We start from the raw sequence: 21,081 nt of genomic DNA, 5'->3' as shown, positions 1-21,081 counted from the left end.
CTCCGCGCTCCACCATTTCTCGGGTAAGCGCAGGGTAAGCGCGTGGGCGTGGTTTTCTTCTTTTTTCGTTGCTTTTCGATGTTACCCGATTCAACCTTTGGGTGAATGGGAGGGAAAGTATGGGCCATATCAGGCTGGGGACATTGCCGCAGTCGAAGAAGTGGCGCGAGGTCGTCAGCCTGCTGGACGCGGATGCGCCGGTCGAACGGATTGCAGAAGCCGCGGTGCGGGCCTCGGATCGGGATCTGGCGCGGGCCTCGGATGATCCGGGTTTCCAGTTCATTTCCCGCCTGCTGGTCAACGCACCGCTCAAGGCGCGGTCTCCCGAGTATCATGCGTTCCTGAAGGAACTTGGCATCAACGGTGCCGATGTGCAGTCGGTCGCGGACCTGTTGGCCGGGTTGAGCCGGGCGATTGACCGCAATACGTTTGAACATGGCCGGTCATCCGATGCGGGGGACTTGGCAAAGGGTGCATTGCTGGAAAGCCTGTCGGTCCAGCTTCACGACCGGCTGCCGACGCTGTTTGAGCCCACGCCAGTGGAAATCCGGCAAGCCCTGGCATCCTTGGGCAGCGGTCAGAATTTTGCGCATTTGGCCCGTGATTTCTTTGCCAGGCTCACCTACCGGTCGCTGGATTACTACCTGAGCCGCGAGATGGCCAATCACACCGGTAGGGATAAAAGGTTCGCCTCCGATGCCGAACGCGTGAGGTTCCAGCAGGCGCTGGCGCAGCACACGTTCGAAGCCTCCCGGATCGTGCAGGAGTTCGCGGGCGGATGGTACGGCAAGACCGTCTGGAAAGAGCAGAGGCTGGATCAGGAGGCCATCAACGGCTTCACGCGATATGCCTTCAGGAAAATGAGGTCGGAACTTGGACGGCGCCGCGCAGCCTGAGCACCGGGTTCGCCTCCTCGCTCCGCTGACCAAGGCCGGCGGGGACGAGGTCCTGCGTTTTGATCTTGATGGCCAGGAACATGGCGTTTCACTTCGCATTTCACAACTGAACCGGCAGATGGTTGCCGGGTTGCCAGACCGGGCGCTGGATCTGCTCGAACTCGCGGCATTGGTCTACGCGGTGGATTCAGCCGTGAGCCGCGGCGGTCCCGCGCTTCATCACATGGGCAAACGGTGGCATCGGCGGTTCGTGGTGGAGATGCCGGTTCGGGACCTGCCACATTGGCAGGGGGCCGGAGTAGGACAGGCTCTGGAAGACCTGCTGATGTTCCTGAGTGGCGATCGCTTCGAGTTCACGTTTACCACACGTCTCTATCCTGATGCGGAGCGAAACCGGTTTTTCAAGTTCGGCGGTAAGAGCGCTTGGAAAGCGGATCGCATTCTGATGTTTTCCGGTGGTCTGGATTCCTTTGCAGGTGCGCTCGAAGAGATCGTCGAGCAAAAACAGAGAACTGCCCTGGTCAGTCATTTCTCGGCCACCAAGATAGCGCCAGTTCAACGGCACTTGCAGGAATACCTCTCAGATGAACATGGAAGGGACCTCTCCCGCCATGTTCCGGTGCATATCCAGCTTGTCGGGGGCAAAACCAGGGAAGGTACGCATCGAAGCCGGTCTTTCCTGTTTGCAGTGTTGGGAGCGATGACCGCGCAGGCTTTTGGGCGGGATCGCGTGTCGTTTTACGAGAACGGTATTGTCAGCCTCAATCTGCCGCCGGTCGGCAACGTGTTGGGAACCCGTGCGACACGAACCACGCATCCCAGGACCCTGACCCTGATGACAGGGTTCCTGTCACAAGTGTTCGATGGCGGAATGAGGGCCGACAACCCGTTCTTCTGGCGCACGAAGACGGAGGTTGTATCGACGATTGCGCGATTGGGCGCGGCAGATCAAATCCGGCATACCCGAAGTTGCGCGGATGTTCACAACCAGACCAAGCAACATGTGCATTGTGGCCGATGCTCCCAGTGTATCGACCGGCGTTTTGCAGTGTTGGCCGCAGGGCTGGAATCTTATGATCCGGAAGAGGCCTACCGGGTTGATCTGTTGAACGGGCGCAGAGAGCGGGTCGAGGACAAGGAGATCGCCCTGTCCTATGTCCGCAATGCCGAACAATTCGAACATCTCTCAGCGGACGTCCTGGCGCAGCACTACCCGGCCGTTCTGGATGCCGTGGGCAACCTCGGCGAGCCGGCAAAGACGTCGTTGTCGATGATCGCCGAGCTCTTGAAACGCCATGGCGTCTCTGTTGCGGGTGTGATGCAGAACGTTCGCGGGTCTGGCTCGCTGGCCGCCTTTCCCGAAAACAGCCTGCCGAGACTGTACGGAGAGGCGCAGAGGGAACGGTTGTTTGCCGGGGTGCCGGGGGCCGTGAGCGGTCAGGCTCCGGCCCGGAAACTGACCATCGTGATTGACCGGAACCGCGAAACGGCCACGGTCGACAGCGTGGTTGTTCTCGCCAAGGGGGCAACGGCGGGGCTGATTCTGGTGCTGTCCAATGCGTTTCTTGAAGCCGCGGGGCAGGGGCTGGATCCGTTCGACTTCCCCGCGATCCCGGCAAGGCGGCTGGCCAAAATGTTGAACCTGTCCTCCGACGAAGGCGTCCGGCAGAGGGTGAACCGGTCGCGCACCGAACTGGGCAAGAAGTTCGCATCGGCGGGCCTGGACAAGGACCGTGGGACGGCCATCATCGAAAGCGTTCCCGGGCACGGGTACCGGCTGGCCCCGGACCTGGTTGAGGTTCGGGTGGCCCCCAAAGCCAAACCTACTCGATGATCTCCACGTCAACATCGCCGAGCGGCCCACGCTTGCGGAACCGGGCCATCAGCTCGATCTGGCGACCGGGACCGACAGCCCCGTAGGAGGTGAAGGTCGTGAGGGCATTGTCATGCCCAAGGTTTTGCGACCAGGCCTTGTAGTCCTCCGGAGTGCGGCAATACTCGCGGGTCAGTTCCGCCAGCGTATCGCGCACCCGGTGCGGAGAGAACGGCGACAGCCCGGCATCGGTGAAGGCCTGCTTGAAGATGCGCGCCGCGCTGGACGGGTTCGACCATGGCTCGCGTGCGATACCAAGGGCGGCGAACTTGCGGGACCCGTCAACACCGACCCGTGTCTTGGGAAACAGCGGGTCCGCATCCGAGAACAGATGGGTGGTGCGCAATTCCCCGATCCAGTCGCGAAGGATCTGATCGGCCGGGCCACCGATCGGGAAGAAGGCAGTGGTGAAGGACTTGCCGAACTTGGTCTTGACGCTGCGCCCGTCGAACTGAACGCAGGCGTTCTGCAGATCGACATGACCGAGGCGGAGACCGATGCCTGCGCCGATCCGGGAGCCGGTGAGAAACAGAAAGGCCACGAGGGCCCGGTCTCGACGCTGAAGCACGCTGCTCGTGGGCATCCGTTCAAGCAGGTGCTGCACCTGTGCCAGCGAAGGGTGCGGTTTCCACAGGGTCGACCGCCGGGCTGCCTCGGACTTTCGGTCCGGTGTCAGGTAGTCGGTGTCGGAGTGGGAAATCTTCGACTTGTAGCCGGGCTGATCAGCAAGCCAGAAGAAGAAGGCTTTCACCTCCCGCAGGGTACTGTTGATCGTCGACGGCGACAGCGGTGCTCCGCTCCGCGCGTTCTTTTGTGCCGCCAGGTACCGTTTGAAGGCGCGGGCCCGTTCGGAGTGAAAGGCGCGAAAATCTCTGCCACCGAGGAAGGCTTCGTAAACCGAGATCGCGGCTGCGGTCTTGTCGATCGTTGCCTCCGAATGGCCTTTCGCAACCTGGAGCCAGACCAGGTACTTGTGCTTGATGCGCAGGTTCTCACGAGTGCTTTTTGACATGGGTCTTCCGGTCCTCTTCCAAGGTGACATTCAAGGGGGGCTCTGCCGGGGACACTAATCTTGTGTTTGCCTTCTGGATTGTGACCTGGATTTTGGCCCGGATTGCGTCGAGATCGGCACGGCGAACAGCCCTGTTCATGATGTTGCCGCATGTAGGGCACAGGGCGGACAGCAGGCCGCTCGTGGCTGTCTGCTGCGTGTAATCCGCGATTTTGCCGTCCGGCGCGCGGGGACCCTTGCACCCGACGCAGTAGCAATGGTGCAGTTCCAGTTTGCATTTGCCGCGGTTCCGTCGCTGACCCAGGAAGGCCTTGAGATCGCGACCCTGTATCAACCAGGGCTTGCGGCTGATGTCCGCCAGCAACCCATGCTGCCGGATCCACCTGATGACGGTCTGGCGGTGAACGCCCAGGGCGCCCGCCGCTTCCCAGACCTCGTACACGCGGTGGGTTTTGATGCGCGCAGGTGATGGCCGGCGTGCCATTACCGGCCCTCCTGCGACAGGGGGCCGTTGGTGTTCTTGCAGACTTGCGCGTTCTCGTAGGCCTCGATCTCGGTCTCGTCATAGAGGACGCGCGAACCGATCTTGAGAAAGCGCGGTCCCTTCCCGAGCCAGCGCCATTGTTCCAGCGTTCGCGGCGACAGGTGCCACCGCCGCGCCAACTGCTCTTGTGTAATCTTCGCCATGAGTGCCTCGCGGCTTCGTTGCAGGGCGCGTTGTTACGCCCGGCTTCATGGCATCAATGTGTGGCTCAAAGGTCCGGAAGTATGTGGTCAGGCAGGAGAAAGTCGTGACACCCGCGGCCGGTAACATGCTGATATTTATGAGCGTCGGATCGAAACTTGTGACAGATCGGCGAGATCGCGTGACAAGGCGCTCGGACATTGACCCTTGTGGGCCGTTGTCTGGACGCCAGCTCTATCATTATGTCCGAATACAGGGACTTGTTCATTGTTGCCGGTCTCAGGGACCGCGGGAGAATTCGTCCCGGGAAAGGATCGCATGGGCCAGCAGCAGAATTGCCCGACCAACCATTAGTCGCGCTGCAGAAAGAAAAGCTGCCCTTCGTTGGAGGCGCAGCAATGTTGGACGGGCCTATGACCGAGTTGCGGGACTTTCCGGACCTTCAGCCAAACGCCACGAACGAGCGCTTTCGGCCCTAAGCTGACATTTGGTCATAGTGCAGCGAACGACAGACTCCGGTCAAGGGGATGAACCCAGGAAGGCCTAAACTTGGTGGATGAACGCAAACGGGTGTTGAGGGCATTGCTGATGGTGAACCAAATGCCCGTCCAACTTCTGATCTGACGTTGCGACTTTCCAAGATCGATATCAGCCGGATTGCCCGCCCTATAGTTTCGGCTTGTACGCTTCGAGTGTGTCAAGAACCCGGGATCGAGTTTCCGGTGCATGCTCAAAGAAACGGCTGGCAACTTTGTTGGCAGGGAAGCCAGGCCAAGTCCGATGCATTTCGTCAATCGCTTGACGTGCGGCCTCGGGTTCGCCGTTCGCGTGATAGGCGGTAGCGAGCAGCATCAGGCTCGGCGCGCTGACCGGGAAACCGCGTTCAGCCGCCAAAGAGAACGCCTCGATACATGCCGGATAGTCCCCAAGCATCAACTGTGACGCTCCCCAGATATTGTTTGCGCCGAACCTACCGCTTCCAGAGCGGGGGCGTTCCGGGTCCGAGACCTCTGCCGCGAATGTGGGGTCATTTGAAATGAGCGCCGCGATGCCCGCGAGGTCCAGAACGTGGCCGTCCTCCGGCGAAAGATCAACAGCTATCCGGGCTCTGCGCAGCGCTTCATCGGGGTTGTCTTCTACCGCAAATGTCCATCCCATTGCGGCATTCGCCCAGCCATCAGTTGGGCCGCGTTCCAGGGCCTTCTCCGCCATACTGCGTGCTTCGGCAACTAGGTCGGAGGCGCGTGTGGCGTCATTGGACAGATAGGCCAGAAGCGCCAAGACCTGTGCCGCGCCCGCGTATCCGCCGGGTAGGCCAGGGTCGAGATCGATGGCGTGCCGAAACGTGTTAAGCGCAACCTCCTGGCGCTTCAGGTCAAAGAGCGGGAAGAACATTCCGCGCGCCTGTTCGGCGAGATTGGTCGCCTGCACACTGGCCATGGACCGTTCCCTGAGCGCAGCGAGCTTGGCATTGCTCTCGTCCGCAGCGGTGTGAGTTGCTTCTTGGCGGAGATTTGCTGCAAAGAATCCACCCGTGATCAGCGCAGTGGCGAGTACTCCGATCGCGGCCATCCATCTCCGAGAGGCGGATTGTGCGCCGCTGGGTTCTGCTTTCTTCGGCCCTACCTTTTCAGAGAACGAGGGCGGTGCGTGCCCAAATGTCAGTTTAGGCTTGTAGCCGCCTGAAGGGATCTGGATGCGCACTTCATCTTCTTCTCCCTCGCCCTCATAGTATTCCTGAAGCAAACGCCGCAAGCGCCCGGCCTCGACGCGAACAAGGCTCAGCCCGCCGCCGTTGTCGTCAAGTCGCCGCCCGTACACCTCTACAGCAATGGCTTTGCCACGAATGCGGTCGCCATGCCCGGAAAGTGTCTCCTCGACGACGTAGGTCAGAAACTGCCTCAAGCGGGGCGACGCAGCAAAAACATCGCTCTCGACAACCTTGGCCAACGCGGTACGCGCCTGATCAACACGTTCAGACGTTAGTTCTTTTTTTACAGTGCCTTGCGCCAATTTATGCGTCGCCATCTTGCGTCCAACTAACCCCAACTTACCCCAACTTACTCTGACTGGCGAGCATACTGGATTACCCTCGGATCGAACTCCAAAGCTATCAGCCGCTAATTAAGAGCCAACATTGATCCTTCGTAACGATCTGCCTGATCTCGCCGATTTGATCCTCACACTTGCACTGGATCACCCGACGCTCAGGGAAGCCGTGGATGATTATGAATTGGCCTGCTCAAGCGAACAGGATGAGACGCTCAGTCCTGAGTTGCGTGCTGAATGGGCCAATATCCGAAAGGAACTGGTCCGCGAGATCGAACGCCAGACGCGGCGCATTTCCGTTAACCCCGACCAACAGAGGAAAAACTGAATGACCGAAGACAACCGCAACGATCCGCAACGGCCGAGCCACACAGAGAACGATGAACCGCAGGACCCCTCCCGCCGGGATCTGCTCAAGGGGGCGGGTGCCGGTGCGATCGTTGCCGGTGGGGTCAGCTTTGGCGGTGCCGCTCAGGCGCATCCGGGGGAAGGACCGCTTGGCGAGGCATTGACCAACCCCTATGGCGGCCGTCCGGCAGGCGGCATCACTCTTCCCGAGTACTTCCGTCCGACCAAATACATGACGGGTTCAAACGCCAACTATTTCCCGTTGGCGGAGGATCTTGGCCCCGACGAGATGCGGATTTCCTTCTGCGGTTCCACGCCCTTCCCACCGCGTGAGGATCAGGCGGGCACCTGCATTATGGTCGAACTTGGCAACGGCAAGCGTTTCTTCTTCGATTTCGGGTCGGGTTGTGTGCGCAACATCATCGGCATGCAGGTGCCGGCACAGTTGATCAATGACATCTTCATAACCCACCTGCACGTCGATCACTACGCCGACATTCCGTATATCTTCCCATTCCGCGCGTGGTCGGGTGGCTACACACCCCTGCGAATCCATGGTCCGTCCGGCCGCACGCCTGAGCTTGGCACACAGGGGATGGTCAACGGAATGAAGCAAATGCTGAAATGGCATCTGGAAGCTTTTGACGTCTTCCCCATTGGCGACGGTTACGAAATCGAAGTCAACGAGTTCGACTTCCGCAAGGAGGGCGGCATCGTTTACGACGAGGATGGTGTGACCGTCCGCTCCTGGCCGCGCAGTCACGCGAAAGACGGTGCTGTTGGCTACAGGCTCGATTGGAATGGCCTCAGCTTCGTGTGGACGGGCGATGGACGACCGGACGAGTTGAGCCTCGAATACGGCAAGGGTGCCGATGTCTTTGTGACCGAGATGTCCGGACAGGATATCGGTCAGTTGATGACCTATAAATACGGCCTGCCGCAGGAGTTGTTCAATTACACCATCGATACCCATCACACGTCGCATTACGCCGTTGGCAAGATCATGGCCGAAGCGCGCCCACGCCTTGCGATGGTGACTCACTACACGCAGGACGAGGATATCGACGCCGAGATGCTCGCCGGCATTCGGGCCCACTACGACGGGTTGTTTGCTTGGGGTCTGGACGTGGCGGTGGTGAATGTCACCAAGGATGCGATCTGGTATCGCAAGGCGACATTGCCTGGCAAGTCGGGGTCTGTGGCTCCCTTCCGGGAACTTGGCAAGATGGAAGCCGAGGGCCGGATCGAGTTGCCGGACGAAATCAAACCACCGGCACCGCGCCTGACCCGCGCCGACCAGCAGGACCAGAAATACCGAGACATGGAGATCGACCCGAAGGCCTACTATCCTGCAGATGTGTTCCGCGCCCCGGCTCCGGAATGGCCGAGCGACTTCACCATAAAGGTCGACGACGTGATCCCCAACCGCAAGAAGAAAGCGGAGTGATCGCATGATCGAGTTCGGCTCCGCTTCAGCTGTTCCCGTCACCATTCTTACCGGCTTCCTCGGGGCCGGTAAGACGACCCTCCTGAACCGGATCTTGACTGGAAACCACGGCCTGCGCGTTGCGGTTTTGGTCAATGATTTCGGGTCGATCAATGTCGATGCCGACCTTGTTGTCGGCGTCGAGGACGACGTGATGAGTCTTGCAAATGGCTGCGTCTGCTGTTCGATCCGGGACGATTTGATCGAGACGGTTGAAGCGGTGCTCGCCCGTCCGGAGCGACCGGAATACATCCTGCTGGAAGCAAGTGGTGTCTCGGACCCGTCCTCCATTGCCATGACTTTCACCGACCAGCGCTTCCGTGACACGATCCGCCTCGATAGCATCATGTGCCTCGTGGATGCAGAGCAGATCTTTGCGGCACCCGAGCAGATGGAACTGAAACTGCGCCAGATCGCCTTCTCGGACATGGTCATCCTCAACAAGATCGACCTCGTGGATCGGGAGACGGTGCAGAAGGTCCATGACTGGCTTGGATCGCGCTTCCGTCGCTACAGGCTGGTGGAAGCAGTCAACGCGGAGGTGCCGCTCGACATCCTGCTCTCTGTCGGACGCTTTGCCGCCGAACAGTTGGATGCGGAACCGTCAAACCACGCCCATGGCCCTGGCTGCGGTTGCCCCGAACATGCGCATCACCATGACCACGCGGCGAAGTTCTCGACCACGATGCTACGCTCGGATCTTCCCGTTAATCTCTCCGGCCTGCGAGACGCAATCAAGGGACTGCCCGGTGAGGTCTACCGGGTGAAAGGGTTTGTCTATAGCGAGGAAGACCCGGAGCACCGTATTGTCGTGCAAGTCGTCGGCAAGCGTATCGACATTTCCCGAGACGAGAAGTGGGGAACGCGCAAGCCGGAAACCCGCCTCGTGGCGATCGGCGCGCCCGGAGCCGTTTCGGAAGACACCTTGGGAAGAGTGTTCCTCGAAGTGGCATAAAGGAGACCACTCTTTCCGCGTTTACCTTGCCAAATACCGTCGAAAAGAGCGAACCGGACCTTCGTTGAGATCGCAGCGTAGGTCGGGAGACCGCCCTTCGCGGCCGGTGCTTCGCGGTCCACAGACGGGTAGTATGGGCTCATTCGAGACCTTAGCTGCCGGGTGCCCGAAGGCGACAGTGCCGGACAAACCGCTCTTTCGCTGCGGGTGCGCCAACGGCTGCTCTTATCGACAGCCAGTAACGGTAGTATTCACTGGTGACAGAAGCGCATGAGCTTTAGTTGTCTTAGTGTAGTCTCAGGCTACCTTTTCCGCCATCTGATCTTCTTTGACCGTGAGATCTGAAAGCATCCGCTTTGCCCAGGACAGCGCGCCAGAGGTCAGTAGAAAAACTTCTGGCACCACCACCCATTCGCCGACCCAGACACCCCCGGAACGCTCATGTTGGTGGAGGGTCAATTCTCCGACTTGCTCTGATCTTTGGCGCCCAAGCCTTGCAACAGCTTCGGCAAATTCGCTAGCCCGCTGGTTGCGCTTATGGTGCATCGAGGACGACGCACCCTTTCCGTTTTCATGGCACTCGCAAATCTCGCCGATGTCGCTGGATGACAGCAGATTGATGTTGTGTGCAATCTTGCAGATCGACGCACAGAGACAGCCGAGAGCAGAGGCAATATCGGCAACGCCATCACGCGCATTCTGCCAATGGGGTTCGGTTGCGTTCAACCCAAGGACCTCCGCCAAGCCGGCCTTTACCTCGGCCCCTTTTCCTTCTTCGTAGTTGGACAAATCGCCCAGGGGTCCGCCGACCTGAACCAGCGCTCCGCGCCTTTCCGCTTCGGTGATCGCCTCGCGACGACGCATAAGCTCCGCGCGCCAGACTTCAAACTTGGTCCGAAGCAGCATCGGGATCGCGTGTTGCCCATTGGTGCGTCCGATCATGTACGTGTTGGGGTGCGCCTCGATCAGACCCGTCAGCGAGGACACGAGCTGATCGAGGTCGCTCAACACGGTCGCCAGACCGAGCTTCATTTGCATCGCAAGCGCAGTGTCCATGATATCTTGCGTCGTACTATTGAAATGGACGAACTTGGCGAGATCCTCGCCGACGTGTTCGCGCAGTTGCCCGACCAATCCCAAGATGGGTCGCCCGACAAGCGCCATGTCCTGCCGCAAGCGTTCCTGATCGAGCTTTCCGATGCAAAACCCGTCGAGTGCAACAACAGCTTCATTCGGCACGAGACCCACATCACTTTGCACACGCGCCAGCGTTTGTTCGACTTTGATCCATGCGGAGATTGTCGAGGATTCCGACCAGATGTGCCGCATATCTGTGCTGGAAAAGCTACCTTGCAAGAGCTGCCAATCAAGCATCACCCAACCCTCCTTGCGCCAGTTTGCGTTCTTTCATGATTCCGCGAACGCGGAAGGCAATCGCCCCGGCACCAAGGATCAGGAAGGCGAGCGCAATCGGTCGTTCGACAAAGATCAGCGCACCGCCATCTGACATCAGCAGGGATTGCCGGAATGTTTCTTCTGCGCCCTTGGCCAGAACGAAGGAGATCACGAAGGCCGCAATGTTGAAGTCATATTTGCGCATCAGCCAGCCGACGAAACCAGCACAGGTCATCACCGTCACATCGAACATAGAGCCGCGCGCCGAATAGGCCGCAACAAAGGCCGTCATGAAGATCAGCGGATAGAGCACATTGGTCGGGATTTTCAGGATCAATCGGGCGACTTGCGTGGCACCGAAATAGCCGATCAGGCCATATGCGAGGATGCCGAGCATACCACAAGCAAAGAGCTTGTAGACCAGTTCCTTGTCGGTCAGGAAAAGCGTCGGCCCGACCTGGATGCCATGGATCAGGAACACACCCAACAGGATCGCGCCGATGGTCGAGCCTGGAATACCTAAAGTCAGCAGCGGAGCCATGGACGGGCCGGACACTGCGTTGTTGGCCGCTTCTGGCGCGGCGACACCTTCCAATGCGCCCTTGCCCCATTGTTCGGGGTTCTTCGCGCGGCGCTTGCCTTCCCCATAGGAGATGAAAGCCGCAATAGCTGACCCCAGACCCGGCAAAACACCAATGCCAGCACCGATGAAACCACCACGCACAGCATGGGGCAGACAGGGTTTGTATTCCTCCCATGTCAGATCATTGCCATCAGCAGAGCTTTCGTTTTCCTTGGTCTCGCCAGTTGCTTTTCGCCGTTCTTCGAGCTGCGCAAAGACTTCACCTAAGACAAAGACACCAATCATCAGCGGTACGAGGCCGATCCCGTTGGAGAGATCGAACGAGCCGAATGTGTAACGCTCTTCGCTGGAAATTGGATCGAGCCCAACCATTGCCACCAGAATACCCAGGAGCGCAGAGGCCAGACCTTTGACGATGGACTTTCCGATTACCGAACCGATCACCACAAAGGCCGCAAAATAGATGGCAAAGGTTTCCGGTGGTCCGAGTTTCAGCGCAATTGCCGCGATGAAACCAACGCCAACAACCAACAGAATGTCGCCCATGAGATCGCCGATCACAGATGAGATCGTGGCAACCTTCATTGCTTTACCTGCCTTACCAGCGCGGGCCAGTGGATAGCCGTCAATCTGCGTCGCGGCGCTCGCGGCTGTGCCAGGCGTATTAAACAGGATCGCTGCGATGGAACCGCCATAGCGCCCGGATTTTCCGATCACATAAAGAAAGGCGAGCGCAAAGAGGGGCGACATATAGAAGGTGATTGGCAGCAGCATCGCGATTGCCGCTGAAGCTGTCAGACCCGGCGTTGCGCCCACGATCATGCCCACGGCAGCGGCAAGGACGATGGCAAAGAGCAGCATTGGGTCGGTGATGACCGAAAGAAGGGCGGGAAAAATTTCCATGAGACTTACCCCTGTATCCAGCTGAGCAGGTCAAACACTTCGCCATAGGGCGGGAAAACACCAAGCAGCACAAAAAAGATGAGGTGGAACACCAGCGGGCAGATGACCACGGAGACCGCAAGGCCGATCCAGCTCCGCACACCGAACATATACAGCACGATGGGAGCTACTATGGCCGTGGGTAGCAAGTAGCCAAACCAACGGAATGACTGTTGGTAGATCAGCGCAATGATGAACAGCGCGATGATCTGGATAGTGGCACCGCTGTCTCCGCTTGCTGTAGCGACATCTCCAGTCTGACGGGATGCACCTAGTAACAAGAGACCCGACAAGCCCAAAAGAGCGACGGAGGCAGCAAAGGGCACGATCCCGGCCCAAGTGTCGCCGGGCGATGCAGCTGGCACCTGCCACGCGCCCCAGATGGCCACAAGTGAAACGATGGCCAGCACAAGACCTTCGGCATAAGCGCGCATGTCATCCTCCCTGAAAAATGCGTGGACAGAAAGAAGCCGGGAGATCATCGATCCCCCGGCCGTGAGGACTTAGTTGGTCAAGCTTTCAACCAAAGGAGTGGCGTCCTCTTTCATAGAGCTCAGTGTTGCCTTGGCGTCTGCGCCGCTCTGATAGACTGGACCGGTCCCACGCGACGCCAGCAATTCAGCAAATTCAGGCTTCGCTGCGATCTGTTCCAGCGCTATTTCCATCGCCGCGATCACTTCAGCAGGCGTGCCCTTCGGAGCAAACACGATCACCGGCGAGGACACAGCTGCAAACGGAATGCCCAACTCGCCAAAAGCAGGCACATCCTTCATGATGGCATCGCGTTCTTGACTGTTGACTGCCAGAGCGCGCAGTTGATCTTCGAATCCGGCCAGCTGTTGTACGCCCAGGAAGCCGAAGTCAGCTTGTTCCCCGATTAGAGCGGCGCGAGTTGGCCCTCCGCCCTTGAACGGAACGTCTTGCGCTTCAATGCCGTTATTGGCGAGAAAGCCCAGACCGCCCACATGGTGGAAACCACCGCGGCCTGAATGCGCCCAACGAAGCGATCCAGGATCAGCCTTGGCCGCGTCGATCACGTCCTGAACAGTCTGAAACGGGCTGTCTTTCGGGACCATCAGCGAGGTTTGCAATTGGCCGACCTGCGCAACGAACTCAAAGCTGTCCAGTGCATCAATGTCGGTGTCGCGGGTCATGGTGGACAGCAAGAATGAGCCACCAGAGGTCATCATCATCGTGTAGCCATCAGGCCGTGCGCCAACGACAGAATTGGCTCCATTCAAGCCACCCGAGCCGGGTTTGTTCACGACAACAACCGGCACTTCCAAAATGCCTTCGGCTGCCGCTGAGATAGCGCGGGCATAGGCATCAGTGCCGCCGCCTGCCTTGTAGGGTACAACCAGGTTGATCGGGCGCTTGGGCCAGTCAGCCGCAAAGCTGGCTGTGGCTGATGCCGTAAGGGCGATGCCTGCCAGTGCGGCAGAAATGAGTTTTCTGCGTTTCATAGAGTCCTCCCTAAATTCTCTTCTGGTCTCACCTAGCAGATCACAGAGATTGCGAAAAATGCAAAGATGTTTAGTTTACTTGCAAAAGATGTAAGTGACGGTGGCAAACATGAACATCAAAGCGCTTCGTGCATTCAGAGCAACGCTGTCTGAGGGATCACTCGCAGCAGCAGCAAAAATACTGCACCTTTCGCAACCAGCGGTGAGCCGGTTGGTTTCCGGTCTTGAGGGGGAGTTGCGGCTTGATCTTTTTGATCGAAGCGGCCGGAACCTCACTCCAACACCCGAGGGACTTGCATTTTATCGCGAAGCTGGTCGCATCCTCGACAACCTGGATGAAATCCCAGGCATCGCCGCCGAGATTCGTGCAGGCCGCACTCAGAACCTTCGGATCGTCGCAATGCCGCGCATCGCGCGCGCGCTGGCTTCCCCTGCTGTCGGTCAATTTGTAAGGGCGAACCCTGATACAAATGTCAGCCTGGATGTACGTGCCCGCAGAGAGGCTGGGAAGTGGCTGGCCGGTCGAGAATATGACGTGGGCATTGGTGCGCTTCCCGTCGAACACCCCGACATCCAGACTGAACTGCTGTTGCGCGTTAGAGCACAAGCCGTCGTACCAATTGATCATCCGCTTGCTGATCTGAAGGAGGTTTCCATTGATGATTTAGGTGACGTTCCTATTGTCAGGCTGATGCACGGATTGCTTCTGCGCGATCAACTGGATGATATGTTTCGATCCGCTGGGATACTACCAAAACAAACCTGCGAAGTCGCATCTTCCTCGCTGGCATGTGCCCTCGTAGCGGATGGCGGTGGTGTCACAATTGCAGATGAGCTTGTAGCGGCCAACGTAGATAGAGATCGCATTCGAACCATCCCCATAACGCCCGAACGCTGGATGTCGTTTGGGCTTCTCTTTCCAGTTCAGTCAGAGCCAAACGAAGCACGCGACCAGTTCGTTGATGTACTAAAATCACATGTCACAGCACTTGCGGCGTCAAGCGAGGCGATAGAAGTGATGTACTAGAAACTCGCGTATGCCTGCGGGCCTCTTCAAAAAATTTTGATAATTTCAAAATTTAAGCATCCAGAAAGCGGACTTTGATGTTTGATGCAGCATTTAGCACTTTGGGCTCAAAGCGGACTTGCGGCGCTGCGGCGGTTCGCTATCCAACCCAGACCCAAAAGCGGTCATTATGAGATTTGAGACGATTTTGCCGTTGCATTAGCTTAGCCCCCTAGGCCGCCATTCGGAATTCCGAAGCTGTCGCTGGGACTATCATGGCTGACCGACTGCTCAGAGCCCATCGCGACAGATGCTGCGCTCCGCTCGAACTAGTGCAATGCGCGATCACCGGACATAGCCCGTGATGGCGTTGGTCGAGTACGACGATTCCCATAGAGGGGCGCCGCTGCAATGCAGCTTCGTCAATCCGGCCGTTAGTTCGCCGTGCAGCGTGACAAGCCGGGCGTACGACGGCAGTGCGTGACAATTCTGCCGGTCGAGGATGCCAACCCGTTGGACCGCTCCCTGCGCAAAGCTGCCGCTTACGGCGCAGGACCCTTCGCACGTGCAGCATCTCCGCCACTGCCGAAAGCCGCCTTTCATGATCAGAGCGGCGAAGGGCAGTGACGAGCCCATTTTTCCGGATACTGCACGATGTTCCAATGACTGTTTTGGGCAGAAATCGGGCTTTGCAAAGCTCCGTGAATCGGCCCGTACTGGACCCTTGATGATGCTCCACCAAGCTTCAATTCGGTTCCAAGAAACGGAACTTGTTTGATAGTGCAGAGATTAGCGATTTTGTTTAAGGATTGCACCGTTTCGCATAATCAACGAAAGCTCTGACACGGGGCGGCATATTGCGCTTGGATAGATAGTTCAGGGAGAACCGGGGCAAATCAGCGGTCTGGCCTTCCAGAACCTGAACCAACCTGCCGTCTTCCAGCGAGCTCTCGACAGAGCTTGCAAAGATATAGGCCAGCCCAAGCCCCGCCTTTGCGCCTTCAAGGATGGAGGTCACGTCGTTGGTGACGATCTTGGGACGCGGCATGACCGAATAGGGGCCGTCTGTGCCTGCAAATTCCCACGGGGCCAGCTTGTCAGCACCTGTAATAGCAAAACAGACCCCGCTATGTGCCGCCACATCGGCCGGTTTCTCTAGGGGCGGGCAATTGGCTAGATATTCGGGGGACGCGACAATCGTCATCTTCAGTGTAGGGCCAATTGCGATGGCATATGTATCAGGATCAAGCAGGGTCTCAGCACGGATAGCAGCATCAACCCCGCTGGTTACGAGATCGACTTTTGTTTCGTCATAAATTAGTTCAATCGCCACCGCCGGATGTTCTTTTGCAAATCCTGTGATTAGGGCATCCAGAAACAATTGGCCCGCGGCGGTCGGGGCCGTTAGCCGAAGCGTGCCCGACAGATCTTCGTTTAGGTCGTGAATACTTTTCAGTGCTGTTTCCAGATCATTGATTGCTGGCAGGCTACGGCGAAAAAGAAGTTCGCCCGCTTTGGTCAGGGCGATGGCCCGGGTCGATCTTTCGATCAGGCGCACGCCAAGGCGATCTTCGAACCTCTGGACAGCTTCACTTACCGAACCCGCTCCAAGTTTCAGTTTTTCAGCCGCCGCGCGGAAACCGTTCTCTTGAGCAACCGCCACGAATATCGACACGTCGTTCAACTCATTTCGCCTCATTGTTAGATATTCCTTACATCGCGATCTAAAAATGGCTGTTTATCTAACAAATATCCCTGACTATCTTGCTTGGCAATGGAAACCACACGCTTCGCCACACGCAAAACCGGAGCGAGAAAGTCAAAAGGACAAAGCTGATGAGCACGATGAAAATCTGGGACCTACACATGACATATGACGGCCCCATGACCGAAGAATTTGCCGAGGGCACTATGCGGTTGGCTGAAAGCATTGCGCAGGAAGCTGGTGTGATCTGGAAAATCTGGACCGTTGATGAAAGCAGTGGTGATTTCGGTTCGACCTATTTGTTCCGGGATCTCGCCGCCCTGGAAACCTACAAGGCGATGCACGTGAAGCGTCTGGCGGCAATCGGTGTCACCGTAACGTCGGACCATGTGTTTGATATCATGGAAGACCTCAGCTCAATCACCAACGCCCCCTTGCGCGAGGTAGTCTGATCAGGATCCCTCTTAAACTTGCGCACATACAAGGAGCTTTCAAATGAGCAATCGAACATTCCTGACCCTTCACAGCACAATCTATGCGTTGTTTGCCTTTGCGCTGTTTTTTCTGCCTGGTTTTCTGTGGCCAAACTACGGATTGGAGCTGAATGACCGCTACGCCTGGTTCCTGTCGCAGCACAACAGCATTTTTCTTGGAGGGATTGCCATTATTGGCTTTCTTCTTAGGGATGTGACCGACGGTGCAACCGCCCGGAAGCTGCTGACCGGGCTGATGGCAACCAACGCACTTGGTTTTGTCGTAACGCTATATGCGGCGCTGACAGGTATCTTCACTGGCTTTGGTTGGTCGGATCCCGCATTCTTTGCGTTTCTTGCGGTGATGAGCTTCCTGCAACTCAAGAAACTTAGTCAGTCCTGATGGTAGGGAACGCGGCTCGGAGCTTTCCGCTCCGAGCTTTCTGCCAATAAGAAGTGGATTTATGTTAAGATCTAGGGTCAGGATTCATAACCAGTAGATGACGAGCGCGGCCAGAGCGATGGCAGAGAGGAAGACCTTTGGGCAACGGTCGTAGCGGGTTGCCACGCGCCGCCAATCCTTCAGCCTGCCGAACATGATCTCGATCCGGTTTCGGCGTTTGTATCGACGCTTATCGTATCTGACGGCTTTCTTGCGCTGCTTTCGTCCAGGGATGCAGGCGCGTATCCCTTTGTCTTGCAACGCTTCCCGGAACCAATCGGCATCGTAACCGCGATCCCCGAGCAGCCAGTCGACCTTTGGCAGGCTGCTGAGCAACGCCCGCGCACCGATGTAGTCGCTGACCTGACCGGCGGTGACGAACAGGTTGAGTGGGCGGCCTTGGCTATCGCAGATGGCGTGCAGTTTGGTGTTCATGCCGCCTTTGGTTCGACCGATCAGGCGCCCACGCCCCCCTTTTTCGCGGCCAGACTGGTCGCTGTTCGATGGGCCTTGAGGTAGGTCGCGTCGATCATCACGGTCTTCTGTTCGCCGTGTTCGGCGGCCAGACCCGCCATCATCCGCGCAAAGATGCCTTTCTCGCTCCAGCGCTTCCAGCGGCTGTAGAGCGTCTTGTGCGGACCATAGGCGGCAGGAGCGTCACGCCAGCGCAAACCATTGCGATTGATGAAGATAATCCCACTCAGGACGCGCTTGTCATCGACACGTGGCTTGCCGTGCGACTTCGGGAAAAAAGGGGTAAGCTTGGCCATCTGCTCATCGCTCAGCCAGTAAAGGTCGCTCATATCACCGCTCCGTTTTTGGGGCCGTGAATCACGTCATGCGCGGGAAATCAATGCGTCCTGACCCTAGCGCCGTGATCGAGGTCTGACCCGGCAGGACCGCGCTGCAAGAAAAAACTCAGGCGATGAAACACGAGGAACACCATGGAAAACGAGATTGCACAGACCGCAGAGAACGTGACGAACACCGTTTGGGCCGAACTGTCGCAAGTTCTGAATACCGAGCTGTATGACGGGAAATCGCTGAGCGACCTGCTGACGCTCGAGGCCCTTCTTGGCCTTGTCGCGAACACGATCGCGGCGCTGATCCTGTTGGTGCTTGGGCTTGTGATTTCAAGATATGTCAGCCGGAAGATCCGGGGCGTCGGTGAAAACTCGGAACGCCTGGACGATACGCTGTTCAACTTTCTTGGCAATCTGGCGCGCTATACGATCCTGGCGTTTACCGGGCTGTTCATTCTGAACACGTTCGGGGTGCAGACGACGTCGATCATCGCGCTGATCGGTGCCGCCGGTTTGGCCATTGGTCTTGCGTTGCAAGGCACATTGTCCAACGTTGCAGCCGGCGTGATGATCATCCTATTCCGGCCGCTCAAGATCGGCGATTTCGTCGACGTGAATGGGGTGCTCGGAACTGTAAAAGATATCACCCTGAACTACACCGAAATTGCGGATATGGGGAACGTCAAGGTTATCGTTCCCAACGCCGAGGTGTGGGGAAACACCATCAAGAACTATTCCGTCTACGAGACCCGTCGTGCCGAGTGGACGTTTGGCGTTGGATACGGCGTCAACTTGGCGGAGGCCGAGCGCGTCATTCGCGAGACGATCATGTCGGACGCCCGTTCGCTGGCTGACCCCGAACCGTTCATCCAGGTGAACAATCTTGGCAGCAGCAGCGTCGATTTTCTTGTCCGCGTGTGGTGCAAGTCTTCGGACTACTTCCGATACCAGGCAGATATGAAGCGCAAAGTCAAAGAGGCGTTGGACGAAGCGGATATCAATATTCCGTTTCCGACCCGCACTCTGCTGATTGAAGGCGAAAAGACTCAGCGAGAAAAAGCGATCGCGGCAGAGTAACCTTGACTGTTGACCCCAGATGCCTGAAGCCAGCACTCTTCAGACAAAATTTGGGGTTTGAGCAACGGAGGTGCGGTCATCGGGCTGAGTCGGTAAAATGATTGCCGCGACTGAAACGCCAAAATGAGTTGGCCTGATCCTTTCCCAATGAAGTGGTCCGCCATTATGCTTGGGAAAACCGAAGATCAGCATGGCAACGAAGAGACACAAGCCAGAGGAGATTGTCACGAATAGTAATCCTTGGGCTAGAACCTGAGCGGCAGTACCTTTCTTGGTAGGCCCAGCGCTGGTCAATATGATCCTAATCAGTCATTTCACGCTCAGACTCCGGCTGGCTCGAAGCTCAAACATGCAATGAAGTCCACTTGGCATCTCAGGGCAGGCAAACGGTCGTGCCAACCTTCTTACCTATCTCGATGCCTGTCTGGTCGAAGCGACGCATGAACTCAGCGCCCGACTCGTCTTGTCTCCGTTGCAAAGTGACAGTTTCCTCTGAATCCGAAACGCTCACTATGGCACGATGAACGTCCTCTTTTAGATTGGGGGGCCAGCCGTTTTCGGTCGAAATCGGGCTCCCGTGCTTGTCAAAGAACTCGCCCTGAGTGACGACGACTTTGAACTGGTTTCCTGCGTCCTTTTCCGGTTTTTCCACCCTGCTTGTGTGACGTCAGCGCCAATGGGACAGTTTAAGTCGATTTGATAAGAGAGGGGTTCTGGCACATCGTACCCACCAAGGAGTGGAGATGAGACAGAAACCCGGAACACGCAAGAGCCACGGCGAGAAGGTTGTCAATGACATCCGCCGTGCCACACGCAAACAGTATTCGGCCGAAGAGAAGACCAGGATCGTGCTGGACGGCCTCAAGGGCGAGGACCACGTCCGAAACCCGTGCCCCCACCGCCACCCGCGGTTTGACATATCTGCAAGGCTGGTTTCCGGACCTGAAAGGGGCTTGCACACGGTTGCGACACCTTCCCGGGATCCTCGTCCCAGTGGTTGATTGTCGAACCTGACCTTCCTTACCGTTGCGGGGGCAGTGCCGGAATTCCACCGGCTTCCCAATTCTCCGCTGCCTGAGAATCAAACAGCGGCACCTCACGATGGCAGCGTACTTTTTACCCGCTTGGGCGCTGAAATGCTGGCGACATTTCCGGTTTCAATACAGACATGGAAACATTCCGGCAAAGTGGACAGCACCGGGATCACGGTCCTTGGCTGAGGGGCGTGGCAGGCCCGCAAGCACGGCGTTCTGCGGGTCCAATGGCCTTGCGGAGTATGCGGTCGCGTCTGGCATCCGCGCCGTCAAACTGACCCCCAACCGCGACGACGACAGCCTGGTTGCTGTGATCAGAAACGAAACGTTGCGCGTCGCCTGACCTTGGCTGGGAAAGAGAGTGTCAGGCCAAAGGAAAGCGGTTTGCAGCAATGCCCGTTTGGGTGACGTTGATCCGTGCGGGATGGTGCTGGCTTGCCATGAGGCAGGTAAAGACGGCGAATATCCGTCATGCGAGAGTTGCCAGCCCATCCTGTCAACGGATGGTAGAAAACCTCGTTTTGTCCATAAAAAATTGTCTTTTTTCGGAAAAACCATTACGTTTTCCGACAATGGTGGAAAACACCGGAGGCAGTAAGAGAGCAGATGCCAAAACCGAAAACAGGTGTTTTGCGGGCAAGGGTTCCTGCGCGCCTCATGGGAAAACGGGATGGTCTGTTTTTCCTCTGGGGGCAGATAGAACGCGCGCGTTTGAAAATCGAATGCGGCGAACGCGCCGAGGGCGCAGCCTCGGACGGGCCAAGGGCGAACACGGCCGGTGAGGTCAAGGGATCGACGACCGCATTGGTGGACGAGTTTATTTTCTACTGACTGTTGTGATGAAACCGGGCCTG

Annotated in this window: 20 protein-coding genes, 1 pseudogene and 1 riboswitch; of the genes and pseudogenes, 11 read left to right on the top strand and 10 right to left on the bottom strand. The window is 57.6% G+C overall.

The genetic code is table 11. The annotated features are described in order from the left end of the window. The first annotated feature begins 119 nt into the window (after positions 1-119). Positions 120-896 carry a hypothetical protein gene (locus NOR97_RS14830; RefSeq protein WP_257599602.1) on the top strand — a complete coding sequence of 259 codons (777 nt, stop codon included), beginning with the start codon at positions 120-122 and terminating at the stop codon, positions 894-896. Continuing rightward, on the top strand, positions 874-2,730 hold the full coding sequence (locus tag NOR97_RS14825; protein WP_257599601.1) for a 7-cyano-7-deazaguanine synthase: 1,857 nt from the start codon (positions 874-876) through the stop codon (positions 2,728-2,730). Before NOR97_RS14830 ends, NOR97_RS14825 begins: the two co-directional genes overlap by 23 nt. On the opposite strand, the gene NOR97_RS14820 is transcribed toward NOR97_RS14825, so the two are convergent. The 4 genes from NOR97_RS14820 to NOR97_RS14805 all read right to left on the bottom strand — a co-directional run bounded on the left by NOR97_RS14820 (position 2,720) and on the right by NOR97_RS14805 (position 6,494). Further along, positions 2,720-3,781, bottom strand: a complete 1,062-nt coding sequence (locus tag NOR97_RS14820; RefSeq protein WP_257599599.1) for a tyrosine-type recombinase/integrase — start codon at positions 3,779-3,781, stop codon at positions 2,720-2,722. The genes NOR97_RS14825 and NOR97_RS14820 overlap by 11 nt on opposite strands. Continuing rightward, positions 3,762-4,265, bottom strand: a complete 504-nt coding sequence (locus NOR97_RS14815) for a helix-turn-helix domain-containing protein (RefSeq protein WP_257599598.1) — start codon at positions 4,263-4,265, stop codon at positions 3,762-3,764. Before NOR97_RS14815 ends, NOR97_RS14820 begins: the two co-directional genes overlap by 20 nt. Then, complete coding sequence (locus NOR97_RS14810; RefSeq protein WP_257599597.1) at positions 4,265-4,468, bottom strand: helix-turn-helix domain-containing protein; 204 nt, start codon at positions 4,466-4,468, stop codon at positions 4,265-4,267. The genes NOR97_RS14815 and NOR97_RS14810 overlap by 1 nt, the downstream gene beginning before the upstream one ends. A 664-nt stretch (positions 4,469-5,132) precedes the next feature. Next, positions 5,133-6,494 (bottom strand): lipopolysaccharide assembly protein LapB, encoded by a 1,362-nt coding sequence (locus NOR97_RS14805; protein ID WP_257599596.1) that lies wholly within the window; start codon positions 6,492-6,494, stop codon positions 5,133-5,135. A 109-nt stretch (positions 6,495-6,603) separates the two neighbouring features. On the opposite strand from NOR97_RS14805, the gene NOR97_RS14800 reads away from it, so the two are divergent. The 3 genes from NOR97_RS14800 to NOR97_RS14790 are packed head-to-tail and all read left to right on the top strand — an operon-like array spanning position 6,604 to position 9,304. Then, on the top strand, positions 6,604-6,843 hold the full coding sequence (locus NOR97_RS14800; protein ID WP_257599595.1) for a hypothetical protein: 240 nt from the start codon (positions 6,604-6,606) through the stop codon (positions 6,841-6,843). Beyond that, positions 6,844-8,310 (top strand): guanitoxin biosynthesis MBL fold metallo-hydrolase GntH, encoded by a 1,467-nt coding sequence (gntH, locus tag NOR97_RS14795; protein ID WP_257599594.1) that lies wholly within the window; start codon positions 6,844-6,846, stop codon positions 8,308-8,310. A gap of 4 nt (positions 8,311-8,314) precedes the next feature. Then, a complete protein-coding gene (locus NOR97_RS14790; protein ID WP_257599593.1) occupies positions 8,315-9,304 on the top strand; it encodes a GTP-binding protein in 990 nt (329 codons plus the stop codon). A 297-nt stretch (positions 9,305-9,601) separates the two neighbouring features. Here NOR97_RS14790 and NOR97_RS14785 read toward each other — a convergent pair whose 3' ends face one another. From NOR97_RS14785 to NOR97_RS14770, 4 genes are all read right to left on the bottom strand, one after another. Next, positions 9,602-10,678, bottom strand: a complete 1,077-nt coding sequence (locus NOR97_RS14785) for a lyase family protein (RefSeq protein WP_257599592.1) — start codon at positions 10,676-10,678, stop codon at positions 9,602-9,604. Continuing rightward, positions 10,671-12,185, bottom strand: coding sequence for a tripartite tricarboxylate transporter permease (locus tag NOR97_RS14780; protein WP_257599591.1), 1,515 nt, complete (start codon positions 12,183-12,185; stop codon positions 10,671-10,673). Before NOR97_RS14780 ends, NOR97_RS14785 begins: the two co-directional genes overlap by 8 nt. A gap of 5 nt (positions 12,186-12,190) precedes the next feature. Further along, the gene (locus NOR97_RS14775; protein WP_257599590.1) at positions 12,191-12,658 is read right to left on the bottom strand and encodes a tripartite tricarboxylate transporter TctB family protein; all 468 of its coding nucleotides are present in this window, start codon (positions 12,656-12,658) and stop codon (positions 12,191-12,193) included. Between the two features lie 69 nt (positions 12,659-12,727). Beyond that, positions 12,728-13,687, bottom strand: a complete 960-nt coding sequence (locus tag NOR97_RS14770) for a tripartite tricarboxylate transporter substrate binding protein (RefSeq protein WP_257599589.1) — start codon at positions 13,685-13,687, stop codon at positions 12,728-12,730. 109 nt (positions 13,688-13,796) lie between these two features. Between NOR97_RS14770 and NOR97_RS14765 the strand changes: the two genes are divergently transcribed. After that, entirely contained in the window at positions 13,797-14,714 is a 918-nt protein-coding gene (locus NOR97_RS14765; RefSeq protein ID WP_257599588.1) for a LysR family transcriptional regulator, read from the top strand. A gap of 781 nt (positions 14,715-15,495) precedes the next feature. Here the strand turns inward: NOR97_RS14765 and NOR97_RS14760 are convergent. After that, the gene (locus NOR97_RS14760) at positions 15,496-16,392 is read right to left on the bottom strand and encodes a LysR family transcriptional regulator (RefSeq protein WP_257599587.1); all 897 of its coding nucleotides are present in this window, start codon (positions 16,390-16,392) and stop codon (positions 15,496-15,498) included. 137 nt (positions 16,393-16,529) lie between these two features. Between NOR97_RS14760 and NOR97_RS14755 the strand changes: the two genes are divergently transcribed. Together NOR97_RS14755 and NOR97_RS14750 are read left to right on the top strand one after the other, a co-directional pair. Continuing rightward, positions 16,530-16,850, top strand: a complete 321-nt coding sequence (locus NOR97_RS14755) for a monooxygenase (RefSeq protein WP_257599586.1) — start codon at positions 16,530-16,532, stop codon at positions 16,848-16,850. A gap of 43 nt (positions 16,851-16,893) precedes the next feature. Next, the gene (locus tag NOR97_RS14750; RefSeq protein ID WP_171329884.1) at positions 16,894-17,274 is read left to right on the top strand and encodes a hypothetical protein; all 381 of its coding nucleotides are present in this window, start codon (positions 16,894-16,896) and stop codon (positions 17,272-17,274) included. An 84-nt stretch (positions 17,275-17,358) separates the two neighbouring features. Here the strand turns inward: NOR97_RS14750 and NOR97_RS14745 are convergent. Beyond that, a protein-coding gene (locus NOR97_RS14745) for an IS5 family transposase (protein WP_257599340.1) occupies positions 17,359-18,116 on the bottom strand; the annotation gives its coding sequence in 2 pieces (ribosomal slippage) (positions 17,359-17,792 and positions 17,792-18,116; 759 coding nt in all). A 141-nt stretch (positions 18,117-18,257) separates the two neighbouring features. Between NOR97_RS14745 and NOR97_RS14740 the strand changes: the two genes are divergently transcribed. From NOR97_RS14740 to NOR97_RS14730, 3 genes and pseudogenes are all read left to right on the top strand, one after another. Beyond that, the gene (locus NOR97_RS14740) at positions 18,258-19,193 is read left to right on the top strand and encodes a mechanosensitive ion channel family protein (protein WP_257599585.1); all 936 of its coding nucleotides are present in this window, start codon (positions 18,258-18,260) and stop codon (positions 19,191-19,193) included. 743 nt (positions 19,194-19,936) lie between these two features. After that, positions 19,937-20,086: pseudogene (locus NOR97_RS14735) on the top strand (IS3 family transposase); the annotation flags it as partial. 16 nt (positions 20,087-20,102) lie between these two features. Then, positions 20,103-20,307, bottom strand: a riboswitch (cobalamin riboswitch). Positions 20,308-20,833: 526 nt separating this feature from the next. Continuing rightward, positions 20,834-21,058 (top strand): hypothetical protein, encoded by a 225-nt coding sequence (locus NOR97_RS14730; RefSeq protein ID WP_170346793.1) that lies wholly within the window; start codon positions 20,834-20,836, stop codon positions 21,056-21,058. Positions 21,059-21,081: the final 23 nt, after the last annotated feature.

The sequence above is a fragment of the Ruegeria sp. YS9 genome (genome assembly GCF_024628725.1).
Taxonomy (GTDB): domain Bacteria; phylum Pseudomonadota; class Alphaproteobacteria; order Rhodobacterales; family Rhodobacteraceae; genus Ruegeria; species Ruegeria atlantica_C.
The sequence above is the reverse complement of the archived record's forward strand: the minus strand, read 5'-3'. Positions and strand labels throughout refer to the sequence as shown.

Excerpts from the sequence above, each read along its gene's own strand:
- gntH (WP_257599594.1), top strand. The coding sequence starts at position 6,844 with ATGACCGAAGACAACCGCAACGATCCGCAACGGCCGAGCCACACAGAG.
- NOR97_RS14785 (WP_257599592.1), bottom strand. The coding sequence starts at position 10,678 with ATGCTTGATTGGCAGCTCTTGCAAGGTAGCTTTTCCAGCACAGATATG.
- NOR97_RS14775 (WP_257599590.1), bottom strand. The coding sequence starts at position 12,658 with ATGCGCGCTTATGCCGAAGGTCTTGTGCTGGCCATCGTTTCACTTGTG.
- NOR97_RS14830 (WP_257599602.1), top strand. The coding sequence starts at position 120 with ATGGGCCATATCAGGCTGGGGACATTGCCGCAGTCGAAGAAGTGGCGC.
- NOR97_RS14750 (WP_171329884.1), top strand. The coding sequence starts at position 16,894 with ATGAGCAATCGAACATTCCTGACCCTTCACAGCACAATCTATGCGTTG.
- NOR97_RS14770 (WP_257599589.1), bottom strand. The coding sequence starts at position 13,687 with ATGAAACGCAGAAAACTCATTTCTGCCGCACTGGCAGGCATCGCCCTT.
- NOR97_RS14815 (WP_257599598.1), bottom strand. The coding sequence starts at position 4,265 with ATGGCACGCCGGCCATCACCTGCGCGCATCAAAACCCACCGCGTGTAC.
- NOR97_RS14780 (WP_257599591.1), bottom strand. The coding sequence starts at position 12,185 with ATGGAAATTTTTCCCGCCCTTCTTTCGGTCATCACCGACCCAATGCTG.
- NOR97_RS14805 (WP_257599596.1), bottom strand. The coding sequence starts at position 6,494 with ATGGCGACGCATAAATTGGCGCAAGGCACTGTAAAAAAAGAACTAACG.
- NOR97_RS14765 (WP_257599588.1), top strand. The coding sequence starts at position 13,797 with ATGAACATCAAAGCGCTTCGTGCATTCAGAGCAACGCTGTCTGAGGGA.
- NOR97_RS14810 (WP_257599597.1), bottom strand. The coding sequence starts at position 4,468 with ATGGCGAAGATTACACAAGAGCAGTTGGCGCGGCGGTGGCACCTGTCG.
- NOR97_RS14730 (WP_170346793.1), top strand. The coding sequence starts at position 20,834 with ATGCCAAAACCGAAAACAGGTGTTTTGCGGGCAAGGGTTCCTGCGCGC.
- NOR97_RS14760 (WP_257599587.1), bottom strand. The coding sequence starts at position 16,392 with ATGAGGCGAAATGAGTTGAACGACGTGTCGATATTCGTGGCGGTTGCT.
- NOR97_RS14755 (WP_257599586.1), top strand. The coding sequence starts at position 16,530 with ATGAGCACGATGAAAATCTGGGACCTACACATGACATATGACGGCCCC.
- NOR97_RS14740 (WP_257599585.1), top strand. The coding sequence starts at position 18,258 with ATGGAAAACGAGATTGCACAGACCGCAGAGAACGTGACGAACACCGTT.
- NOR97_RS14820 (WP_257599599.1), bottom strand. The coding sequence starts at position 3,781 with ATGTCAAAAAGCACTCGTGAGAACCTGCGCATCAAGCACAAGTACCTG.
- NOR97_RS14790 (WP_257599593.1), top strand. The coding sequence starts at position 8,315 with ATGATCGAGTTCGGCTCCGCTTCAGCTGTTCCCGTCACCATTCTTACC.